This window comes from Haloarcula nitratireducens, assembly GCF_019599505.1.
Genome location: NZ_RKLT01000002.1, coordinates 306,173 through 323,385 on the forward strand (window position 1 = coordinate 306,173; position 17,213 = coordinate 323,385).

The 17,213-nt window shown below is 67.2% G+C and carries 26 protein-coding genes; 3 read left to right on the forward strand and 23 right to left on the reverse strand.

The genetic code is table 11. The features are described 5' to 3' along the window. Positions 1-148 precede the first annotated feature (148 nt). From EGH23_RS08220 to EGH23_RS08230, 3 genes are all read left to right on the forward strand, one after another. The gene (locus EGH23_RS08220) at positions 149-2,500 is read left to right on the forward strand and encodes a PKD domain-containing protein (protein ID WP_220579528.1); all 2,352 of its coding nucleotides are present in this window, start codon (positions 149-151) and stop codon (positions 2,498-2,500) included. Between the two features lie 82 nt (positions 2,501-2,582). Beyond that, on the forward strand, positions 2,583-3,497 hold the full coding sequence (locus EGH23_RS08225; RefSeq protein WP_328765870.1) for a S49 family peptidase: 915 nt from the start codon (positions 2,583-2,585) through the stop codon (positions 3,495-3,497). Continuing rightward, positions 3,490-4,533: a motility-associated ABC transporter substrate-binding family protein gene (locus EGH23_RS08230; RefSeq protein WP_220579530.1), complete on the forward strand. Its 1,044-nt coding sequence runs from the start codon at positions 3,490-3,492 to the stop codon at positions 4,531-4,533. The genes EGH23_RS08225 and EGH23_RS08230 overlap by 8 nt, the downstream gene beginning before the upstream one ends. A 153-nt stretch (positions 4,534-4,686) precedes the next feature. On the opposite strand, the gene secY is transcribed toward EGH23_RS08230, so the two are convergent. The 23 genes from secY to rpl4p are packed head-to-tail and all read right to left on the reverse strand — an operon-like array spanning position 4,687 to position 17,213. After that, positions 4,687-6,153 carry a preprotein translocase subunit SecY gene (gene secY, locus EGH23_RS08235; protein WP_220579531.1) on the reverse strand — a complete coding sequence of 489 codons (1,467 nt, stop codon included), beginning with the start codon at positions 6,151-6,153 and terminating at the stop codon, positions 4,687-4,689. 6 nt (positions 6,154-6,159) lie between these two features. After that, entirely contained in the window at positions 6,160-6,657 is a 498-nt protein-coding gene (locus tag EGH23_RS08240; RefSeq protein WP_220579532.1) for an uL15m family ribosomal protein, read from the reverse strand. Continuing rightward, positions 6,657-7,121 carry a 50S ribosomal protein L30 gene (gene rpmD / locus EGH23_RS08245; protein WP_162317686.1) on the reverse strand — a complete coding sequence of 155 codons (465 nt, stop codon included), beginning with the start codon at positions 7,119-7,121 and terminating at the stop codon, positions 6,657-6,659. Before rpmD ends, EGH23_RS08240 begins: the two co-directional genes overlap by 1 nt. Beyond that, a complete protein-coding gene (locus tag EGH23_RS08250) occupies positions 7,121-7,759 on the reverse strand; it encodes a 30S ribosomal protein S5 (RefSeq protein ID WP_220579533.1) in 639 nt (212 codons plus the stop codon). The genes rpmD and EGH23_RS08250 overlap by 1 nt, the downstream gene beginning before the upstream one ends. Then, a complete protein-coding gene (locus EGH23_RS08255) occupies positions 7,756-8,319 on the reverse strand; it encodes a 50S ribosomal protein L18 (RefSeq protein ID WP_162317688.1) in 564 nt (187 codons plus the stop codon). Before EGH23_RS08255 ends, EGH23_RS08250 begins: the two co-directional genes overlap by 4 nt. Continuing rightward, a complete protein-coding gene (locus EGH23_RS08260; RefSeq protein WP_220579534.1) occupies positions 8,319-8,768 on the reverse strand; it encodes a 50S ribosomal protein L19e in 450 nt (149 codons plus the stop codon). The genes EGH23_RS08255 and EGH23_RS08260 overlap by 1 nt, the downstream gene beginning before the upstream one ends. Further along, on the reverse strand, positions 8,768-9,658 hold the full coding sequence (locus EGH23_RS08265; RefSeq protein WP_236044711.1) for a 50S ribosomal protein L32e: 891 nt from the start codon (positions 9,656-9,658) through the stop codon (positions 8,768-8,770). The genes EGH23_RS08260 and EGH23_RS08265 overlap by 1 nt, the downstream gene beginning before the upstream one ends. Further along, on the reverse strand, positions 9,658-10,194 hold the full coding sequence (locus EGH23_RS08270; RefSeq protein ID WP_220579535.1) for a 50S ribosomal protein L6: 537 nt from the start codon (positions 10,192-10,194) through the stop codon (positions 9,658-9,660). The genes EGH23_RS08265 and EGH23_RS08270 overlap by 1 nt, the downstream gene beginning before the upstream one ends. Before the next feature lie 2 nt (positions 10,195-10,196). Next, complete coding sequence (locus EGH23_RS08275; protein ID WP_135304330.1) at positions 10,197-10,589, reverse strand: 30S ribosomal protein S8; 393 nt, start codon at positions 10,587-10,589, stop codon at positions 10,197-10,199. A gap of 2 nt (positions 10,590-10,591) precedes the next feature. Then, positions 10,592-10,771 carry a 30S ribosomal protein S14 gene (locus EGH23_RS08280; RefSeq protein WP_135304329.1) on the reverse strand — a complete coding sequence of 60 codons (180 nt, stop codon included), beginning with the start codon at positions 10,769-10,771 and terminating at the stop codon, positions 10,592-10,594. Continuing rightward, positions 10,768-11,298 carry a 50S ribosomal protein L5 gene (locus tag EGH23_RS08285; RefSeq protein WP_220579536.1) on the reverse strand — a complete coding sequence of 177 codons (531 nt, stop codon included), beginning with the start codon at positions 11,296-11,298 and terminating at the stop codon, positions 10,768-10,770. The genes EGH23_RS08280 and EGH23_RS08285 overlap by 4 nt, the downstream gene beginning before the upstream one ends. After that, the gene (locus EGH23_RS08290; protein ID WP_220579537.1) at positions 11,295-12,074 is read right to left on the reverse strand and encodes a 30S ribosomal protein S4e; all 780 of its coding nucleotides are present in this window, start codon (positions 12,072-12,074) and stop codon (positions 11,295-11,297) included. Before EGH23_RS08290 ends, EGH23_RS08285 begins: the two co-directional genes overlap by 4 nt. Beyond that, positions 12,071-12,433, reverse strand: coding sequence for a 50S ribosomal protein L24 (rplX, locus tag EGH23_RS08295; RefSeq protein ID WP_220579538.1), 363 nt, complete (start codon positions 12,431-12,433; stop codon positions 12,071-12,073). Before rplX ends, EGH23_RS08290 begins: the two co-directional genes overlap by 4 nt. Before the next feature lie 4 nt (positions 12,434-12,437). Beyond that, positions 12,438-12,836, reverse strand: coding sequence for a 50S ribosomal protein L14 (locus tag EGH23_RS08300; RefSeq protein ID WP_135304325.1), 399 nt, complete (start codon positions 12,834-12,836; stop codon positions 12,438-12,440). Then, positions 12,836-13,189 (reverse strand): 30S ribosomal protein S17, encoded by a 354-nt coding sequence (locus EGH23_RS08305; protein ID WP_162317696.1) that lies wholly within the window; start codon positions 13,187-13,189, stop codon positions 12,836-12,838. Before EGH23_RS08305 ends, EGH23_RS08300 begins: the two co-directional genes overlap by 1 nt. Beyond that, on the reverse strand, positions 13,180-13,464 hold the full coding sequence (locus EGH23_RS08310) for a ribonuclease P protein component 1 (protein WP_220579539.1): 285 nt from the start codon (positions 13,462-13,464) through the stop codon (positions 13,180-13,182). The genes EGH23_RS08305 and EGH23_RS08310 overlap by 10 nt, the downstream gene beginning before the upstream one ends. Next, positions 13,464-13,679: a 50S ribosomal protein L29 gene (gene rpmC, locus EGH23_RS08315; protein WP_162317698.1), complete on the reverse strand. Its 216-nt coding sequence runs from the start codon at positions 13,677-13,679 to the stop codon at positions 13,464-13,466. The genes EGH23_RS08310 and rpmC overlap by 1 nt, the downstream gene beginning before the upstream one ends. Continuing rightward, a complete protein-coding gene (locus EGH23_RS08320) occupies positions 13,676-14,611 on the reverse strand; it encodes a 30S ribosomal protein S3 (protein ID WP_220579540.1) in 936 nt (311 codons plus the stop codon). Before EGH23_RS08320 ends, rpmC begins: the two co-directional genes overlap by 4 nt. Further along, positions 14,611-15,072 (reverse strand): 50S ribosomal protein L22, encoded by a 462-nt coding sequence (locus EGH23_RS08325; protein ID WP_162317700.1) that lies wholly within the window; start codon positions 15,070-15,072, stop codon positions 14,611-14,613. Before EGH23_RS08325 ends, EGH23_RS08320 begins: the two co-directional genes overlap by 1 nt. A 2-nt stretch (positions 15,073-15,074) precedes the next feature. Then, complete coding sequence (locus EGH23_RS08330) at positions 15,075-15,497, reverse strand: 30S ribosomal protein S19 (protein WP_220579541.1); 423 nt, start codon at positions 15,495-15,497, stop codon at positions 15,075-15,077. Further along, positions 15,494-16,216, reverse strand: coding sequence for a 50S ribosomal protein L2 (locus tag EGH23_RS08335; protein ID WP_135304318.1), 723 nt, complete (start codon positions 16,214-16,216; stop codon positions 15,494-15,496). The genes EGH23_RS08330 and EGH23_RS08335 overlap by 4 nt, the downstream gene beginning before the upstream one ends. Positions 16,217-16,218: 2 nt before the next feature. Continuing rightward, positions 16,219-16,476, reverse strand: coding sequence for a 50S ribosomal protein L23 (locus EGH23_RS08340; protein ID WP_220579542.1), 258 nt, complete (start codon positions 16,474-16,476; stop codon positions 16,219-16,221). Then, the gene (rpl4p, locus tag EGH23_RS08345; protein WP_220579543.1) at positions 16,473-17,213 is read right to left on the reverse strand and encodes a 50S ribosomal protein L4; all 741 of its coding nucleotides are present in this window, start codon (positions 17,211-17,213) and stop codon (positions 16,473-16,475) included. Before rpl4p ends, EGH23_RS08340 begins: the two co-directional genes overlap by 4 nt.

Genomic DNA, 17,213 nt, shown 5'->3' on the forward strand with positions numbered 1-17,213 from the left:
GCCGTAAATCGTCGCTTACGCCGACAAGCCCGGCATAACAAACCCGGTGGCTTTCCCGACTACGGGCACGAATGTCGGCTCCCCACCGTTCGGCTCCGCCCGTCGCATCGAACCGAGCGGCGTCCGCCGCGACGCCGCGTGAGAACTGATGTCGGGGACGCGCGTTCGGCGAGTGCTGCTCGTCGCGTGTACCCTCTCGGTTTTCGTCGCCGCGCCGGCGGCGCTCGCCGCACCGGACGGAACCGTCGTCGTCAGCCAGTCGCTCGGCACCGAGCGCGTCGCGCCCGGCGGGTCGGTCCCGGTCGAAGTCGCCGTCGACGTCGACGACGTGGACGCGCCCGCGATCGACGTCGCGCTCCCCGAGAACTGGACGCTCTCCGTCGAGGACGGCGACGGGGCGCGAACCGGCGCGGACGGGACCGCGTGGCTCTGGACCGACGGCGACGACCACGCCGTCGAGTTCGTCCTCGGGGTCCCCCGAAACGCGTCGATCGGCGAGTACGAACTCCGAGCGACCGGCTCTGCGATCTACGACGAGACCGGCGAGCGAGTGACCGACACGACGACTGACACCCTCACCGTGAGCGGCGAGCCCGAGATGGCGCCGCCGACGGCCGACGCCGGGGCGAACCGGACCGTCGGACCCGCCGAGCGGGTCGAACTGAACGCGAGCGACTCCGCGGACCCGGTCGGCGACGGCCTGACCTACCGCTGGACGCAAGTCGGCGGACCGAACGTCACGCTGTCCGACGCCGACACGGCGACGCCCGGGTTCGCCGCCCCCGAGACCGCGGAGCCCCGGACGCTCGCCTTCGACCTGACCGTCACCGACGGGGCGAACCGGACGGCGACCGACCGCGTCGCCGTGACCATCGAGCGGCGGAACCGCGCCCCGGTCGCCGACGCCGGAGCGAACCGGACCGCCGAGCCGGGTGCCGAGATCCGCCTCGCTGGCAACGGGACGGACCCGGACGGCGACGCGCTCTCCTACGGCTGGGAGCAAGTCGCCGGCCCGACAGTCTCGCTGTCGGCTAACGACACGGCCGCGCCGCGGTTCGAAGTCCCCGAAGCCACCGGGCCGACGCCGCTGCGGTTCGAACTGACGGTCGGCGACGGTAACGCTACCGCGACGGACACGGTCACCGTCACCGCGGCGGGGTCGCCGCCGACGGCCGACGCCGGGGCGAGCCGCTCGGTCGAGGCCGGCGCGCGCGTCGAACTCGACGGGACCGGCTCCGAGGCGGTCGTCGGGCCGCCCGCCTACGCATGGACGCAGTCCGACGGACCGTCGGTCAGCCTCGGGGGAGACGCCTCGCCGACGCCCGCGTTCACCGCGCCGTCGGTCTCGGATCGAACGGCTTTCACGTTCGAACTCACAGTCACCGACGCTCGGAACCGCACCGCTACCGACTCGACAACGGTCGTGGTCGCGCCGGCGTCCGACTCGGGGGGCGACGCTGGCAGTGACGGCGACGGCGGTAGCTCGGGCGACGCACGCGGCGGTAGCGACGACAGTGACCGCGGTGACAGAGGCAGTGATGGGGGCGACGAACCGAGCGGGGGTTCCGCTGACGGTGGCGATACCGACGACGCCGACGCCCCGCCGCGCGAACCGCGCGTCTCGGTCAGTCGACCCGACGGGCGAAGCGCCGTCGTCGGTATCGCCGGCGCGACGGGCGAGGGGAGGGTCGAGGTCGCGCCGAACGTCACCGTCGGGAACCTGACCTACGAGCGGGTGGCGTTCGCCCCCGCTCGAACGCCGGCGACGCTCCGCGTCGCCGAACCGGAACGCGCGAGCGCCGAGAACGCCGGCGTCCGGTCGCTGGGAACGGTCACGACCGACGCCGGCGGCGAGTCCGGCGTGACACTCACCGTCAGCGTCCCCGCTTCCCGCCTCGACGCCGAGGACGCTTCGCTGGTCACGGCCTACCGCCAAGAAAACGGCACCGCGGCGGCCGTGAACACGACGCGCCTCGACGGCGACGACGAACGATATCGCTACCGCGTCGAGACCGCCGAGGCGGCGAATCTCACCATCGGCGTCCCGAGAGCTGCGCTATCGGTGACCGACGTGCGAGCGAACCGTTCGACGGCCGCCGTCGGCGAGCCCGTCGGCGTCACCGTCGAGGTGGCCAACGCGGGCGAGCGGGCCGGTAACGAGACGGTCCGCCTCACCGGGCTGGGTGACGAGCGAACGCGGACGCTCGCGGTGCCGGCCGGCGGCCGCGCGGCCGCGACGGTCGTCCACCGGTTCTCAGATCCCGGCACCTACACCGTCGGCGCGGGCGGCGAGAATGTGACGGTCGACATCGAATCGGGGACGACGGAGACGCCGGCGACCGCGAGCGGCGGAGCGACCGCGACGGCCGACGCCGTCGACCGGTCGACCGCGACCGCCGGCGAGAGCGAGCCGACAGCGGCGGACGGCCCCGGGTTCGGCGTCCCCGTCGCGCTGCTGGCCGTGGTAGTCGCCGCACTGCTCGCGCGCCGCCGAACGTGACAGGCGACCCGACCCTAGTTTATACTTCGGGTGGTACCTACCGAGAAACGTGTCAATAAGAAATAACCTCTCAGCGACAACTGTGGCAGCGTACGTGGTCGTCGTCACGGCCGCTCTCGTCACCGGCGCGATAGTCGGCCCGGTGGTCTGGAGCGCGGCGGCAACAGCCGAGGAACGCCCGTCGGTAGCCGTCGTCACGTTGCGGGGACCCACTAACGACGCGAACGTCAACGGCGTCGCCGAGCAGTTGCGGGCGATTCGAGGCAACGACTCGGTCGAGGCCGTCGTCCTCCGCGTCGACAGCCCCGGCGGCCCCGTAGACGCGAGCGAGGAATTCTATCTGGCGGTCAACCGGACGGCGAGCGAGATGCCGGTCGTCGCGTACGTCGAGGGGGCGGCGGCCTCGGGCGGGTACTTCGGCATCGTCTCGGCCGACGAGATAATCGTCAAGCCCAGTTCGACCGTCGGCAGCATCGGCGTCATCGTTCAAGCGTCCCCGAGCGTCATCGAACAGGCGGGCCGGCAACAGGAGCAGTTCGTCCGCTCCGGCCCCGACAAGGCGCAGATCGGCATCGACAGGATTCGCACGGAGATGGAGTCTCTCCAGCGAGCGTTCGTCGGGACGGTCATGTACCACCGCGGCGACGCCCTCTCGCTCGACCGAACGCAGGTGGCCAACGGCCGCGCGTACCTCGGCGGCCGCGCCGTCGAGAACGGCTTCGCCGACCGCATCGGCGACCTCGATACCGCCATCGAGCGCGCGGCGAGTCGCGCCGAGGGGATCGAGGGCGACGAGTACGACGTCTACGTGACCGAACCGCAGGCGTCGAGTCCGACGCTCCTGTTGGGCAACGTGTCGGTCCAGATCGAAGACGGGGACGGCGGGACCGTCGGCGGCGAACCCGAAGACGAGGGACAGTTCCAGCGCCCCGTGAAGTACTACGCCGTCTGGGGCGTCCCGGAGACCAACTCCTCGGAGGTGTACATCGATGGCTGACGGCAGCGCGATCAGACTACTGGCCGCCTACGTCGTCGCGTTGGTCGTCGTCCTCGGCGCGGTCGCGCTGCTGGGGCTCGCCGTCGACGGGAACTCGGGGCCGCCCGACGGCGCGAGTATCGACGGCCAGTCGCCGCCGCAGTTCCAGCCGGAGCGCGTCAACGTCGACGCGGATCCCGAAACCGGCACGCTCACCGTCGAGAACGGGAGCGCGCGTCTCCTCGTCGATACCCGTCACGGCAACGAGTTCTCCCGCGCGGACCTCGAGCCGATAGAAGAAGCGACGTTCAGGGCCGGGCATCGCCTCTCGTATCCGGATAGCGTCGACGCAGAACCGTACAACGAGACGCTGGCCGGCCACGCGGGACTGCTCGTCGTCCAGCCGACCCAGGAGTTCACCGCGACGGAACGCGCGGTGCTCGAAAACTACACCGACGCCGGTGGCCACGTCGTGATCCTCGGCGAGCCGACCCAGACGCGCGTCAGCGGCGGCCTGATCGCCAGCTCGACGGTCGTCTCCTTCGGCGCGAACAACCTGACGAGCCAGTACGGATTCCGCATGGGTGCCGAGACGCTGTTCAACGTCGACGACGCGGCCAACGACAACAACTTCAAGAGCATCTACGCGGCCCCGAACGGCGATGGCCCGCTGACCGAGGGCGTCGACACTGTCACCTTCGACACCGGTAGCTACGCCTCCGTGCGCGACGACAGCGACGCCGAGGTGGTATACACCGCCGTCGACGGCACACAGACGCTCCAGACCCGGCGGACGGGGCAGTACCCGACCGTCGTTCGCACGGAGAACGTCGTCTTCGTCGCCGACGCGTCCGTCCTCGAACGAACCGAGGTGTACGACGCCGACAACGAGGCGTTCGTCGGCAACCTCCTCTCGTTCCTCGCGGCGGGTGACGCGCCCGACCGCGTCCCGGGCCCCGAACCCGACGCCGACGAGGAGACCACGTCCGGCTCGACGCCGACCGGCGGATCCACGCCGACGACTCCCGGCAATACGACGACGCCGACCGCCGGCTGACGGCCGGAAGCATTGCCGACCCCGACGAACGGGAGACGAACGAGTGGCTATGTGAGAAAATCGCGCTCTTTTTCGCTTACGGCCGGTTACGGCTCGGATCGGACAGATGTGACTCCCGAACGGGAGCGACCGCGAAGAAGAATTTCGGCGGCCTCAGCCGAACATCTGGCGCATCATCGGATGCATCTCCATGAGCTGTTCCTCCGCGATCTCCTCGTACAGCTTGTACGTGATAGAGACCGTCAGCAACAGCCCGGTACCGGAGACACCGCCGATGGTACCCAGCATGTTGGCCATCACGGCGAGCAACCCGACGAGGGCACCGCCAATGACGGTGACCTGCGGGATGTACCGTTCCAGCACTTTCTCGATGACGCCGACGTTCTGTCGGAACCCGGGGATCTGCATCCCGGAGTTGTGGATCTGCTTGGCCGTGGCTTCCGGGCCCATGTCGGTCGTCTCGACCCAGAAGACGGCGAAGATAGCGCCGCCGACCAGCATGAACGTCAGGTCGATGCCGACGCGGATGAGGATCTGCCAGGCGGGGTTGGTCGTCGCTTCCAGCCACCACATCCAGTCACCGGGCGACTGGATAGGGGCCAGATAGTAGAACAGCCCGCCGGTGGCCTGTCCGTTGTTGTAACTGCCCAGCCACCCCGGGAGCGTCCCCAACTGCGAGTGAAGGATGCGTCCGAGGAACTGGATGTTCGCCTGCAGCGCCCGAACGAGGATCATCGGTAGGACGCTCGCGTAGATGAGCTTCACCGGAAAGCGACCGCGAGCCCCCTTCACCCGCGCGTTCGAGAGCGGGATCTCGACGCGCACCGACTCGGCGTAGACGACCACCGAGAAGATGAGGATCGTGGTTATCAGCGCCAGGATCTGGCCCTGACCGAGGAACACGGTCTCCAGACCGCCCGGCGCGAGGACCGGCCCGGTCGCCTGTTCGCCGGTGATGAACTGGAACCAGGTGTAGAGGATACCGCTCCGGCCGCCGATGAAGGGCGTCGAGAGCAGGCCGCCCAGCAGTCGCTGACTCACGCCGGCGACGATGAAGAGCCCGATACCGGAGCCGACGCCCCACTTCGAGATGACCTCGTCCATGAACAGGATGAGGACACCGCCGACGAATATCTGGGCGAAGATGAGCCACTGGACACCGGTCGCGCCGATCCCCAGCGACTGCGCGACGGCCGTGTCGGCGGGTAAGAACCCGCCTGCGAAGACCATCGGCAGCCCCGTCAGACAGATCATCACCAGCACCAGCAGCTTCTGTAGCCCCTGATAGAGGATCTGGTCTCGCGGGTCGTCCTGCGTGTTCAGCCCGAGCAGGTTGGCCCCGCCGAGCAACTGCAACACGATCGAGGCCGTGACGATGGGACCGATACCCAACTGCAGGATGCTCCCCTGCCCCGAGGCTAGAATCGACCCGAATCGGCCGAAGACGTCCTGACTCGCGTCGATGTCGAGACCGAACAGCTTGACGTTCGTCAGGAAGAAGTACAGCACCAGCACGCCGCCGGTCCACATCAACTTACGCTTAAAGGGGATGTGGCCCTCCGGTCGACGGACTGCCGGCATCCTGACGAGCAACGGTTCGGCGGTGTCCTTCCAGCTCATCGGTCGTTACTCCTCGTCGTCCGCGTCGGCCTCGTCGGCTTCGGCTTCCGCTTGCCGTTCCTGGCCGCGTTCGCTCAGTTCCGTCGCGCCGCCGGCCGATTCGACCTTCTCCGTCGCACCGTCCGAGAAGGCGTCGGCGACGATGGTGAGCTCGTTCCGGACCTGCCCGGCACCGAGCACCTTCACCACGTCGGCCTCGTAGCCGTCCTCGACGACGTCTCGGGCGTCGATGTGGTAGCCGTCGCCGTCTTCTTCGGCGACGCCGTCGGCGGCCAGCAGCGGTGCGTCCTCGTCGAGTTCGCGGACGTCGACCGTCGCGACGTCCGGTTGAACCTGATCCGGGCGGTTGAAACCGCTCTTGCCCAGGGGCTCGTAGTTGTGGAACTCGTGTTTGGCGCGGCCCGCGGCACCGCGGCCACCGCGATGGCCGGCACCGCGTCGGTTCTTGTGCGACCCGCCGCCATGCGTGCGCGACCCGCGCTGTCGTCGTTTCTTACTCGTCATTATCGCATCGCCTCCAGGAGGTCGTCGATGCCCTCGGTGTCGTGTTTCCCGAGTTCACCGCCTTCCTTGGTGGGGTGTTTGATCCCGTCGTGCCCGCCGCGCGGCGGGTGCAGACGGAGCGTCGGGGAGAGACCCTGCTCTTTGAGCGTCGTCTCCTCGTCGACCAGCGCCGCGGCCAGTCCCTCGACGTCGTCGTAGTCGGTGTTCTCGCCGATCCACTCGTCGTCGACGTCGGCGTCGCCCTCGAGCGGCTCGCCGCGCGTTTCGAGCAGGAGTTCGACGGTCTCCTGGCTCGGTTCGCCGAAGGCCACGAAGTCGTTGACCTTCGAGACCATCCCGCGGTACGTCTCCGTCTGCGGGACCAGCGTGGCGTGGTTGACGTGGTGGATGTTCAGCATCTTCAGCGTGTCGTGGATGTCCGTATCCATGTTCACGTCGCCGCGGATCTGAACGAGCGCTTGCATCACTCGATCACCTCGCGCTTCTCGAACGTGCGCTCCGGGACGCGGGCCTGGGCCGTGTTCCGCAGGGCGTTGAACGTCGCCTTCGCGAAGTTGACCGTGGTCCGCGTGTTCCCGCTACTGCGCGTCCAGATGTCCTCGATGCCGGCCAGTTCCAGCACGTGACGGACGGTCTCTCCGCCCGCGAGCCCCAGCCCGCGCGGTGCGGGCTGCAGTTCGACCTCGACGCTCCCGGCCTTGCCCTGCGTGCGCAGCGCGACCGTGTGCGGACGGCCGCAGCCACACTCCCAGGACCCGCAGCCGCGGGAGACGTCGATGAGGTTCAGCTTCGCCACGTCGATGGCCTTCTGGATGGCACCGCCGACCTGGTCGTCACGCCCTTCGGCGTAACCGACGAGGCCGTCGCGGTTCCCGACGACGACGACGCAGCGGAACTTCACCCGCCGGCCGGAGTCGGTCATCCGCTGGACCATGTTGATGTCCAGTACTTCGTCTTCCAGATCGGGGACGAGCTGGTCGACGACTTCCGATTCTTTCAGGGGAAGCCCCGAGGTCAGCGCCTCCTGCATGGAGTCGATGTCGCCCTCGGCGACCTGCTTGCCGAGGCGTGTCCGGGGTTCCCAGCCGTTGTTAGCGCTCATAGTTCGATGTCACCTTCGAGTAGTGTCTCCCGGACTTCGTCGAAGTGCTCCGGGAGGTCTTCGGCGTCGAAGTCCCCGCTGTACAGCGGGTCGTCCAGCTGTTCGGCGTACTCGGCGATGTGGGCACCGCGCGTGCGCTGCCAGTCGGCGAGGACGTCGTCGTTGTGGGGGACTTCGAGCCCGGCGTCGATTGCGCCTTCCTGTATTGCGAACACTTTGCTACCTGGGGTCGGGGTGTTGAGGCCGATGTCGAGCACCGCTTCCTCGACGCCCGCTTCCTGCGCGCGAAGCCCGGCGAGCAGACCGGTGAGGTACGCCGCGGGCATGTTGCCCGTCGGGGCCTCCCAGCCGTACTCCTCGAGATCGCCCGAGTGTGCGGCCGCGAGCGTTCGGTCGCCGTCCTGGCCAAGCGTCACCAGCTGCGCCCTGACGTGCTTGTTGCTCTTTCGAGCAACGAGGCGGGGCTTGCCGGATTTCAGCAGGCGCAACCGCTGATGGTAATCGGTACGGGCCTCGCGGCGTCGCCGCATCGGCACGTTGTATCGTGGTCCTGTCGCCATTATTCGTCACCGTGGTTTGCGTCGATATATCGTTCGAGGTCGGCCACGCTGTCGAACTCGCCACCGCCTGCCTTGTCGTACAGGTCGCGGTACTGCGAACTCGAGAGCGTGCCGTCGTCGCGCAGTTCGCGCAGCTTCTTCCGCTGTGCGCGGATGCGCGACTCCCATTCCTCTTTGGGGTCCTGACGTGCGCCGGATTTGCCTTTCCGGTTACCGGCACCCTTCTGGTGGCCGTACGCACGCTTCTTCTGGCGTTCCCGGGCGCGGCCGCGGGAGTTGCCCTTCTCGTCTTTCGCCTGGATGGCGCCCTCATCGACCAGTTCGCGCACGTCCTCGCGGGTGATCGCGTCCGCGATGTCGCCCTGCTGTTCGGGGTCGAACCAGACGCGGTTCTTCCCGACGTCTAAGACGTCCGCCGCGAGTCGCTTCTGTGCGGAGAGATCCGTCATTACTCGTTCACCTCGACTTCGACGTAGGTGGGGTTGAGCACGCGGATGCCCGCGTCCTCGGCCGCCTCCTCGATGCGCTCGCGCTTGCGGGCACCGACTTTGGAGGCGATCCGGGCCGCCTCGACGTCGCCGTCGATGCCTTCGAGGTCGTCCACGTTGTGCACGCGGACCTCCTCGAAGCCCGAGGGGTGCTTGCCGCGGACCGCCTTCGGCGAGCGGAAGCCCGCCTCGACCGTGTCGCCTTTGCCCTTGATGCCGCGGCGCTGCTTCGACAGCTGGCCGCGCGGGCGTCGCCAGGCGGTCGGGACGCGCTTTTTCTTGTGGTAGTCCTGTCGGTTGAACTGCGGCGTGCCGACGCGGTGTCGCTGTGCCAGCAGTCGGGCCTCCTCGTCGTCGAGGTCGGGGGTCTTCTCGGCGAGCCCGCGGGGCTGGAGTTCCGTCTCCACGTCCTCGTCGGGCTCTTCTTCGCCGCCTTCCTCTTCGACTTCGGCCTCGGTCTCGGTATCGACTTCGAGTCCGCCGACGTCGGCCTTGATCCGGGCCGCGAGCGCGTTCCCGATGCCGTCGACTTCCGCGAGCGCGGACTGATCGGCGGCGCGAACGTCGTCGACCGTCTCGAAGCCGGCCTCGCTGAGCGATTCGGCCTTCGAGTCGCCGACGCCGCTGATGTCGGTCAGCTCGAGGTCTTCGTCTTCCTCGTCGGCGGACTCGGTGTCCGAGTCGGACTCGTCGTCCGATTCGGCCTGCTCTGCGATCTCGTCGGGATCTTCGGCGCGTTCGCCCTCCAGTGGCTGCTCCGACTCGACGTCTTCTTGGGGGCCGTCGCCCTGCGTGAGCGCCTCTTCGTTCGCGTCAGCGTCGCTGCTTTTCCTGTCGGGGTTCTCTGGCATCAGGCGTCACCTCGGCTCGGTTTCTGGGTGATGTACACCCCGTCCTGAAACACGCGCACGTCCTTGTCGTTGATGCGCGTGAGCTGTTCGATGTCCGCGGCGGTCTGGCCGACGGCTTCGATGTCGGACCCAGTCAGGGTCAGCTCCTCGCCGTCGACAGACACGTCGGTGTCACCGTGGATGGTGGTCCGACGGGCCGCTCGCTCGCCGAGGAAGTTCTCGATGACGACTTCGTCGCCTTCGACGTCGACCTGCATGGGGAAGTGAGAGTAGAAGACTTCCATCTCGTACTCCCAGCCCTCGGTCACGCCGTGGAACATGTTCTCTACGTGGCTCTCGAAGGTCCCGACTGTCGAGTTCGTCTTCGCGTCCTCCTCGACGGATTCGATGACGACGACGCCGTCCTCGACGGAGACGTCGATCGCGGGATACCAGAGCCGTCGCGTGACGCTACCGTTGTCACCCTCGACCGTGAGGTCGAGATGGTCCAGTTCGGCGGTCACGCCTTCCGGAATTTCCAGTTCTACTCGTGTCATTGTCAGTATACGTACGCGATGACCTGACCACCGACGCCCTCCTCGCGGGCCTCGTAGTGGCTCATGATGCCGTGGCTGGTCGAGACGACGAGCGTCCCGTAGTCGCGGGCGGGGAGGAACCGCTTCTCCCACTTCTCGAACTCGTCTGCGCCCGCCGAGTAGCGGGGCTTGACCGGGCCACACTCGTTGATGGCACCTTTCAGTTCGACCTCGAACTCGCCGGCCTTGCCGTCGTCGACGAAGCTGAAGCCGTCGATGTACCCGCGGTCGTAGAAGACCTCGAGGACGGAGCCGATCTCGTTCGAAGCGGGCGATACCGTCTGATCCAGATGCCCGACGCTCTCGGCGTTGTCGATGGCCGATAGGGCGTTGGCGAATGGGTCGTTTCCTGTCATGGTTAGCTGTACTTCTTGAAGCCCATTCCCCGCGAGATCTCGCGGAAGCACTGGCGACACAGCCAGATGTCGTACTTGCCGACGAGTCCCTGTTCGCGCCCGCAGCGCTGACAGGACTCTAGCTGGCCGGTCCGCTCGCTCTCTGCGGCGTCGGGCTCTTCTGTGGTTTCACTTTCGCTCATTCGCTCACCTCCACGTCGAAGGTCGACTCGACGAACGCCGTCGCGTCCTCGGGGTTGAGTCGATGGTTCGAGGGAATCGAGCGCGACGCCTGGTCTCGCTTGGCGACGCGGTAACCGGGACGGACGAGGTTGACCGTCACGTCCAGCCCGTAGATCCCGATGCTCGGGTCGTACTCCTGGCTCGGGAACTCGGTGTGTTCCTCGACGCCGAAGCTGAAGTTGCCGGTGTCGTCGAACTGGCTCTTTTTCATCTCGGCGAGCGGCAGCGCGGTGTCGAGGAACTCCTCTGCGGCCTCGTCGCGCAGGGTGACCTTCGCACCGATGGGGTCGCCCTCGCGGATGTCGAACTCGCCGACGGTTCGCTTCGCCTTCGTCCGAACCGGGTTCTGTCCCGTGATCTCGCCGAGGATGTCCTCGGCGTTGGCGAGGTCACGGCCACCGTGGCCGATGCCCATGTGGACGACGACCTTCTCGACGCGGGGCTCCCGCATCTCGTGGAAGTCACCGGACTCGCTCTCGGAGCTCATTCGTCGTCACCTCCGTCGCTCGCGGTCTCGCCGCTCGCGTCTCCCGACGACGAGTCGTCGTCTGTGAAGTTCTCGTCGATGACGACGACGTACTCTTCGACCGTCTCGAAGCCGTCGTCGCCGTCCGACTCCGCGCCGTCGATGCCTTCCTGCGAGACGAGGACGTTGTTCTGAGCGGAGCCGGGCGTGACCTGAATCTCGTCGACGGTGCCGATCTCGCCGGCGTGCGTGCCGTCGACGGCCGTGACGAGCGCGCCCTCCTCGTACTCGAAGTGGGCGACGACGTCGGTGTTCTCGTTGTCGACGACGATGGAGTCGCCGACGTCGTAGGTCTGGTCGTCGTCGACGACGAGCGTCTCGCCGTCGTGGAGCGCCAACTGAACGTCGCCGCCGGCGACGTGGGTCTTGTTGACGATCTTGCCCAGTTTGGAGTCGGCCGCGTCCGCGACGATGGGGGTCAGCGCCAGCCGACCGCCCTCGCCGGGGAACACCCGATAGTACTCGTCGCGCTCGGTGAAGGCGAGGATGTCGAACATCCCGACGGGGCGCTCCTCGTCGGAGACGGCCTTGCCGTTGATGAGCACGTTGTCCTCGTTGAGCGCGTAGCGCGCTTCCTTGCGGTTGTCGGCGTAGCCGAGCACGTCCCGCAGGACGATGAGCAGGGGGACCCCCGACTCACCGTGCGGGCCGGCTCCGGCCTTGACCGTAAACGTCGCCGTCTTGCGCTCTACGGGCCAGCTGTCCGGCACCGAGAGTCGCTTCTGATGTTTACTCATGCGGAATCATCCTCCGATTCGAGACGCGCCTCGCGCTCGTCGTCTTCGAGCGTCAGCCCGGTCACTCGAACGTTCGAGGTGTCGAGCGGGCGGGGGACCTCCTCGCCGTCGGTCTTCTCGAGGACGACGTCCTCGACGTGGATGACGGCGTCCGTGAGGTCGACGTCGACGACTTCGCCCTCTTCGCCGGCGAAGTCGCCGCGGAGCACCTCGACGGTGTCCCCGGCGTTGACGCGGACGTTTCGCTGGCCGTACTCCTCGCGGAGGTCGGCCGAGAGCGTGGCCCGCACCTGCTTGTGTCGCTCGTGGAGCGGTGCGCGTCGTTGACTCGTTCGCTGTTTGTCTGGTTGCTCGCTCATGGTTCTATACGATCATCGTCGCTGCGGAGGCGACACTGCCGAACCGTTCCGCGACTTCCCGCGAGATGGGGCCTTTCAGCTCGGTCCCGCGCGGGTCCTCGTTCTCGTCCACGATGACGGCCGCGTTGTCTTCGAACTTGACGCGGGTGCCGTCGGGACGGCGGATGGGCTTTCGCTGGCGGACGACGACGGCTTCGAGCACCTGACGACGCATCTCGGGCGTCCCCTTGGTGACCGATACCGTGATCTTGTCGCCCAGCCCGGCCTTCGGATGCCGGTTCTTCGTCCCCGAGTAGCCGTGAACGGAGATGACTTTCAGCTCGCGTGCGCCAGTGTTGTCGGCACACGTGATAAGCGAGCCCTTCTCCAGCCCTTGGGTGACGTCTGCGTTGAGCGCCTCCATTAGTTCTCACCGTCCTCTACGCCGTCTGTGGCCTCGTCCGAGCCCACACTGACGACGACGTGACTCTTCGTCTTCGAGAGCGGTCGACACTCTGCTATCGTGACCGTGTCACCGACCGCGAGGTCGAGACAGTCGGGTGCGTGAGCCGGAACGCGGCTCCGCCGCTTCATAAAGCGGTCGTACTTCGGCACCTTCACGTCGTACTCGCGTTCGACGACGACGGTCTTCTCCATGTCAGTGGAAGCGACCTCACCGTCCAGCGTCTGACCGCGCACGGAGAGCTCTCCGTGGAACGGGCAGTTCTGGTCGGTACAGGTCGTTTCCGGTTCCTGTACGTTCAGTCCTAGCGCCATTTGGAATCACCTGAATTCTCTGTGCGACGAGCGGGACGAGCGACGAGTTTCTCGCCTTCGATACGGACTCGCTGCCCGTGTACGTCGAAGGCGAACGTCGCGTCGTCCTTCGGCACGTGCCACACCCGGTCTGCTCCCTCGATGGTCAGCGTCTGGGTCGTCTCGACGACGACCGCTCCGCTGATGCCGACGGCGTCCGGGTTGGACGCGGCGACGACCTCGACGTCGAGGCCGACGAGTTCGTGACGGGAGAGCGTCTCGGGTGTCAGTGGCATTATTCGTTCTCCTGAAGGTCGCCGTCTTCGCGCTGAATCGTCTTGATCCGGGCGATGGCCTTCTTCAGTTCCTTGATGCGGCCCGGATTCTCCGGGGCACCACCCGCGGCCTGCACGGCCCGGGCGTTGAGCAGTTCCGTCTTGAGGTCGTCGAGTTCCGCCTCTCGCTCGGCGGCCGTCATGTCACGGACTTCCTGGACGTGGAGGACGGTCATTCTTCGTCATCCTCCTCGTCATCCATCTCGCCCATGAGCTCTTCGGCTTCGGCCTCGACGTCCTCGTCGAGCTCCTCGTCGACGGCGTCTTCGAGTTCGTCGACGTCGACGTCCTCGACGTCTTCGTCGGTCGGAACGTCGACCTCTTCCGCGACGACTTCCTCTTCGACCTCGGTCTCCTCGTCGCGACCGTCGTCGGCGACCTGCTCGTCGCCGTCGTCGGGTTCGTCGGAGACCTCGACGTCTGCGCCCTCGACGCTCTCGTCTTCGGGCTCGCCTTCGAGGAGCTCCTCGACCGACTCGCCGTCGGTCTCGGCGACGTAGTCCTCGACCTCGACGTCCTCGTAGATCTCGAAGTCGTCGGGGAGTTCGGCGTTCGGCGGGATGATCTTCACCCGCACGCCGATGGTGCCGAGCTTCATCACGGCGACGCCGACGCCGCTGTCGACGATGTCCTCGGCGGGTTCGCCGTTGTGCTTGATGTAGCCGCGGTTGAACTTCTCGACGCGCGAGCGGGCGCCCGTGACCTTCCCGGAGAGGACGATCTCGGCGCCCTTCGCGCCGGCTTCCATGATGCGGTCGATCGTGGTGTGACCGGCCTTGCGGAAGTACCAGCCGCGTTCGAGCGCGTTGCCCAGACGGTCCGCGACGATGCGGGCGTTGAGGTCCGGCTCGTCGACCTCCTGCACGTCGATCTGCGGGTCGTCGAGGTCGAACCGGTCTTCGAGTTCCGTCGTGATCTTGCGGATGTTCTTCCCGCCCTTGCCGATGACCATTCCGGGCTTCTCGGCTTTGAGGACGATCTGGGTCCCCATCGGGGTCTTGGCGACGTCCATGCCGCCGTAGCCCGCGCGACCGAGTTCGTCCGCGAAGAACTCGTCGATCTGGGTCCGCTGAAGGCCGTCTTCGATGAACTGCTGTTCGTCGGCCATTATTCCTCGACCTCCTCTAAGACGAGTTCGACGTCGACCAGCGTGGAGTTCCAGGCGGAGGCCCGGCCCATCGCACGCGGTTTGCGGCCCTGCTGCTCGCCGACCTTGTGGGCGGCGACGTGCATGATCTCCATGGCTTCACCGTCGAAGCCCTGGTGGTCGGCGTTGCCGACGGCGTTCTCCAGCAGGTCGATGAAGGCCTCGCTGGCCTTCTCGGGGTAGCGACCGGCGTCCCAGCCGTCGACCTTGCTCTTGTGGCCGACGCCCGAGTTGTGCTGTTTGAACGCGACCGGCTGGTCGCCCTCGATGACCGCTTCGAGGAACTCGACGGCGTCGCCCGCCGTCTTGCCCTTGATCTCCCGGGCGACGGCCTTGCTGTGCTTGTGGCTCATCTGCCGCTCCCGAAGCATGGCTTTCGCCGTGGTCTCCGGGTCGGCGTCGACTGAGTAGCTGATTCCCATGATTACTTGAGCGGTACGAACTTCGAGGAGCGTGTCGCCCCGATACCGGCCTGACCGTGTTCGACGTCGCTACGGGTGAGCTGGAACTCACCGAGGTAGTGACCGAGCATCGCGGGCTCGACTTTGACGCGCTCGAAGCTCTGACCGGCGTGGACGGCGAAGGTGATGTTGACCATCTCCGGCAGCACCGGCATGTCGCGCAGGTGCGTCCGGATCGGGTTGTTCGCCGTCTCTTCCTCCTCGGCGTCGCGGGCCTTCTCGAGCAGCTTCTGCTTCTCCTCGGTCAGACCGCGTTCGATACTTCGCCGCTGGCGAGCGGGGAGCAGTTCCGCGACTTCCTCGAGCTCCATCTCCTGCAGCTCGTCGAGCGTGTGGCCGCGGAAGGAGAACTCTCCTTCGTGGCCGATTTGATATTCCGAACTCATTCGTTGCCACCTCGGCCGGTCCGCTTCGAGGCGATGTCCCCGACTTTGCGTCCCGGCGGCGTGTTACGCGAGACGGACTTGGGCTTGCCGGGGTGTTGCCGGCCACCGCCACCGAAGGGGTGGTCAACGGCGTTCATCGCCACACCGCGGACGTTCGGCCACTTCGTCCCGCGCGCTTTCATCTTGTGATACTTGTTCCCGGCCTTGACCATCGGCTTGTCAGTTCGGCCGCCGCCGGCGACGACGCCGACGGTGGCGCGACACTGCGGGTCCAGCCGCTTCATCTCCCCGGAGGGGAGCTTGACGACCGCGACGTTGCGGTCGTGGGTGAGCAGCGTGGCGTTGACGCCCGACGAGCGGGCGAAGCGCCCGCCGTCGCCGGGGCTGGACTCGACGTTACAAACCGGAACCCCTTCCGGAATCTCCGCGAGCGGGAGCGTGTTCCCGGGGGCGATCTCGGCGCTGACGCCGACCTGCAGTTCGTCGCCGACGCCGACGCCCTCGGGCGCGAGCACGAGGCGGCGGTCGCCGTCCTCGAACTCGACGGCCGCGACGGGCGCCGAGCGAGCGGGGTCGTGTTCGATGTCCACGACCGTCCCGGCGACGACGTCGCCGTCCTCGACTTTCCGGTGCTGTAGGTCTGCCTTGTAGCGGTGGGAGGGCGCCCGGAACGTGGACGTCCCGCGACCGCGTCGTTGTCCCTGAATTCGTCGTCCCATCGTTAGAACACCCCGATCCTGGAGGCGACTTCCTGGGCGTCGTCGTCCTCGGAGAGACGCACGACGGCCTTCTTGACGCCGTCCATCGTGTTCTGCGTGTTCACGTCCACGACCGAGACCTCGTACTGGGACTCGATGGCGGATGCCACGTCGCCCTTGTTGGCTCGGTCGTCTACGACGAACTGGAGCTTGTTGTCGAAGTCCATGTCGTTCATGGCCTTCTCCGTGACGTGCGGGTACTTGATGACGTCCCAGCTCATCGGTCTGCGACCTCCTCGACGGCGGATTCGGTGAAGACGGTGAGCCGACCCGGCTGTGCGCCGGGCGCGAGGTCCTCCGCGTTGACCTCGCGCGCGGTCGCCACGTCGACGCCCGCGAGGTTGCGGGCGGCCTTCGACGGCTCGTCGCTGGTCACGAACAGGATCGAGGACGGGCGGCGGTACTTCCGACCGCGCGACTTCCCCTGTCCGGCCTTGATCTTCGTCTCGTCCGCGCGCTCGACGTCCGCGTGAAGCGAGAGCGTCTCCAGCAGGGAGACGACCTCCTGGGTCTTCACGAGGTCCTCGAAGTCGTCGGAGACGACGACGGGGACCTCCTCGCGGTCGAACTCGTGGCCGCGCTCGGCGACGAGTTCGGCGTCCGTCGTGGCGGCGAGCGCCGAGCGGACGGCGAGTTGGCGTTCCTTGTCGTTCAGGTCGAGCGACCGGTCCTTCTCGGCTTTCGGCGGGTGGGCCACGCGGCCCTTGACCGCCTGCGGGACGCGGCGGGCACGGCCGTCCTGCTTCGGGACGTGCGCCTGTCCGCGACCGCTACCGAACGATTCGGCCGGGGTACGGAGACCGGCGTACTCGTCGGTCCCGTAGTCCTGCTTTCGGTTTGCCTGGGCGGCGCGAACGGCCTTCTGGATGAGGTCTGTGCGCACGGGCGTCTCGAAGACGTCCGGCAGGTCGACCTCGCCGTCGGCCTCGCCGTCCAGATCGTAGATAGTTGCCTGCAT

Bases quoted from the DNA above. Each gene is read 5' to 3' on its own strand.
- EGH23_RS08240 (WP_220579532.1), bottom strand. From the start codon at position 6,657: ATGACGAGTAAGAAACGACGACAGCGCGGGTCGCGCACGCATGGCGGC.
- EGH23_RS08265 (WP_236044711.1), bottom strand. From the start codon at position 9,658: ATGCCAGAGAACCCCGACAGGAAAAGCAGCGACGCTGACGCGAACGAA.
- EGH23_RS08330 (WP_220579541.1), bottom strand. From the start codon at position 15,497: ATGAGTTCGGAATATCAAATCGGCCACGAAGGAGAGTTCTCCTTCCGC.
- EGH23_RS08255 (WP_162317688.1), bottom strand. From the start codon at position 8,319: ATGGCGACAGGACCACGATACAACGTGCCGATGCGGCGACGCCGCGAG.
- EGH23_RS08260 (WP_220579534.1), bottom strand. From the start codon at position 8,768: ATGACGGATCTCTCCGCACAGAAGCGACTCGCGGCGGACGTCTTAGAC.
- EGH23_RS08320 (WP_220579540.1), bottom strand. From the start codon at position 14,611: ATGGCCGACGAACAGCAGTTCATCGAAGACGGCCTTCAGCGGACCCAG.
- EGH23_RS08275 (WP_135304330.1), bottom strand. From the start codon at position 10,589: ATGACAGGAAACGACCCATTCGCCAACGCCCTATCGGCCATCGACAAC.
- secY (WP_220579531.1), bottom strand. From the start codon at position 6,153: ATGAGCTGGAAGGACACCGCCGAACCGTTGCTCGTCAGGATGCCGGCA.
- rplX (WP_220579538.1), bottom strand. From the start codon at position 12,433: ATGAGCGAGCAACCAGACAAACAGCGAACGAGTCAACGACGCGCACCG.
- EGH23_RS08300 (WP_135304325.1), bottom strand. From the start codon at position 12,836: ATGGAGGCGCTCAACGCAGACGTCACCCAAGGGCTGGAGAAGGGCTCG.
- EGH23_RS08280 (WP_135304329.1), bottom strand. From the start codon at position 10,771: ATGAGCGAAAGTGAAACCACAGAAGAGCCCGACGCCGCAGAGAGCGAG.
- EGH23_RS08305 (WP_162317696.1), bottom strand. From the start codon at position 13,189: ATGGCGCTAGGACTGAACGTACAGGAACCGGAAACGACCTGTACCGAC.
- EGH23_RS08325 (WP_162317700.1), bottom strand. From the start codon at position 15,072: ATGGGAATCAGCTACTCAGTCGACGCCGACCCGGAGACCACGGCGAAA.
- EGH23_RS08250 (WP_220579533.1), bottom strand. From the start codon at position 7,759: ATGAGCGCTAACAACGGCTGGGAACCCCGGACACGCCTCGGCAAGCAG.
- EGH23_RS08335 (WP_135304318.1), bottom strand. From the start codon at position 16,216: ATGGGACGACGAATTCAGGGACAACGACGCGGTCGCGGGACGTCCACG.
- rpmD (WP_162317686.1), bottom strand. From the start codon at position 7,121: ATGCAAGCGCTCGTTCAGATCCGCGGCGACGTGAACATGGATACGGAC.
- EGH23_RS08285 (WP_220579536.1), bottom strand. From the start codon at position 11,298: ATGAGCTCCGAGAGCGAGTCCGGTGACTTCCACGAGATGCGGGAGCCC.
- EGH23_RS08290 (WP_220579537.1), bottom strand. From the start codon at position 12,074: ATGAGTAAACATCAGAAGCGACTCTCGGTGCCGGACAGCTGGCCCGTA.
- EGH23_RS08220 (WP_220579528.1), top strand. From the start codon at position 149: ATGTCGGGGACGCGCGTTCGGCGAGTGCTGCTCGTCGCGTGTACCCTC.
- EGH23_RS08310 (WP_220579539.1), bottom strand. From the start codon at position 13,464: ATGCCACTGACACCCGAGACGCTCTCCCGTCACGAACTCGTCGGCCTC.
- EGH23_RS08270 (WP_220579535.1), bottom strand. From the start codon at position 10,194: ATGACACGAGTAGAACTGGAAATTCCGGAAGGCGTGACCGCCGAACTG.
- EGH23_RS08340 (WP_220579542.1), bottom strand. From the start codon at position 16,476: ATGAGCTGGGACGTCATCAAGTACCCGCACGTCACGGAGAAGGCCATG.
- EGH23_RS08230 (WP_220579530.1), top strand. From the start codon at position 3,490: ATGGCTGACGGCAGCGCGATCAGACTACTGGCCGCCTACGTCGTCGCG.
- rpmC (WP_162317698.1), bottom strand. From the start codon at position 13,679: ATGACCGTCCTCCACGTCCAGGAAGTCCGTGACATGACGGCCGCCGAG.
- rpl4p (WP_220579543.1), bottom strand. From the start codon at position 17,213: ATGCAGGCAACTATCTACGATCTGGACGGCGAGGCCGACGGCGAGGTC.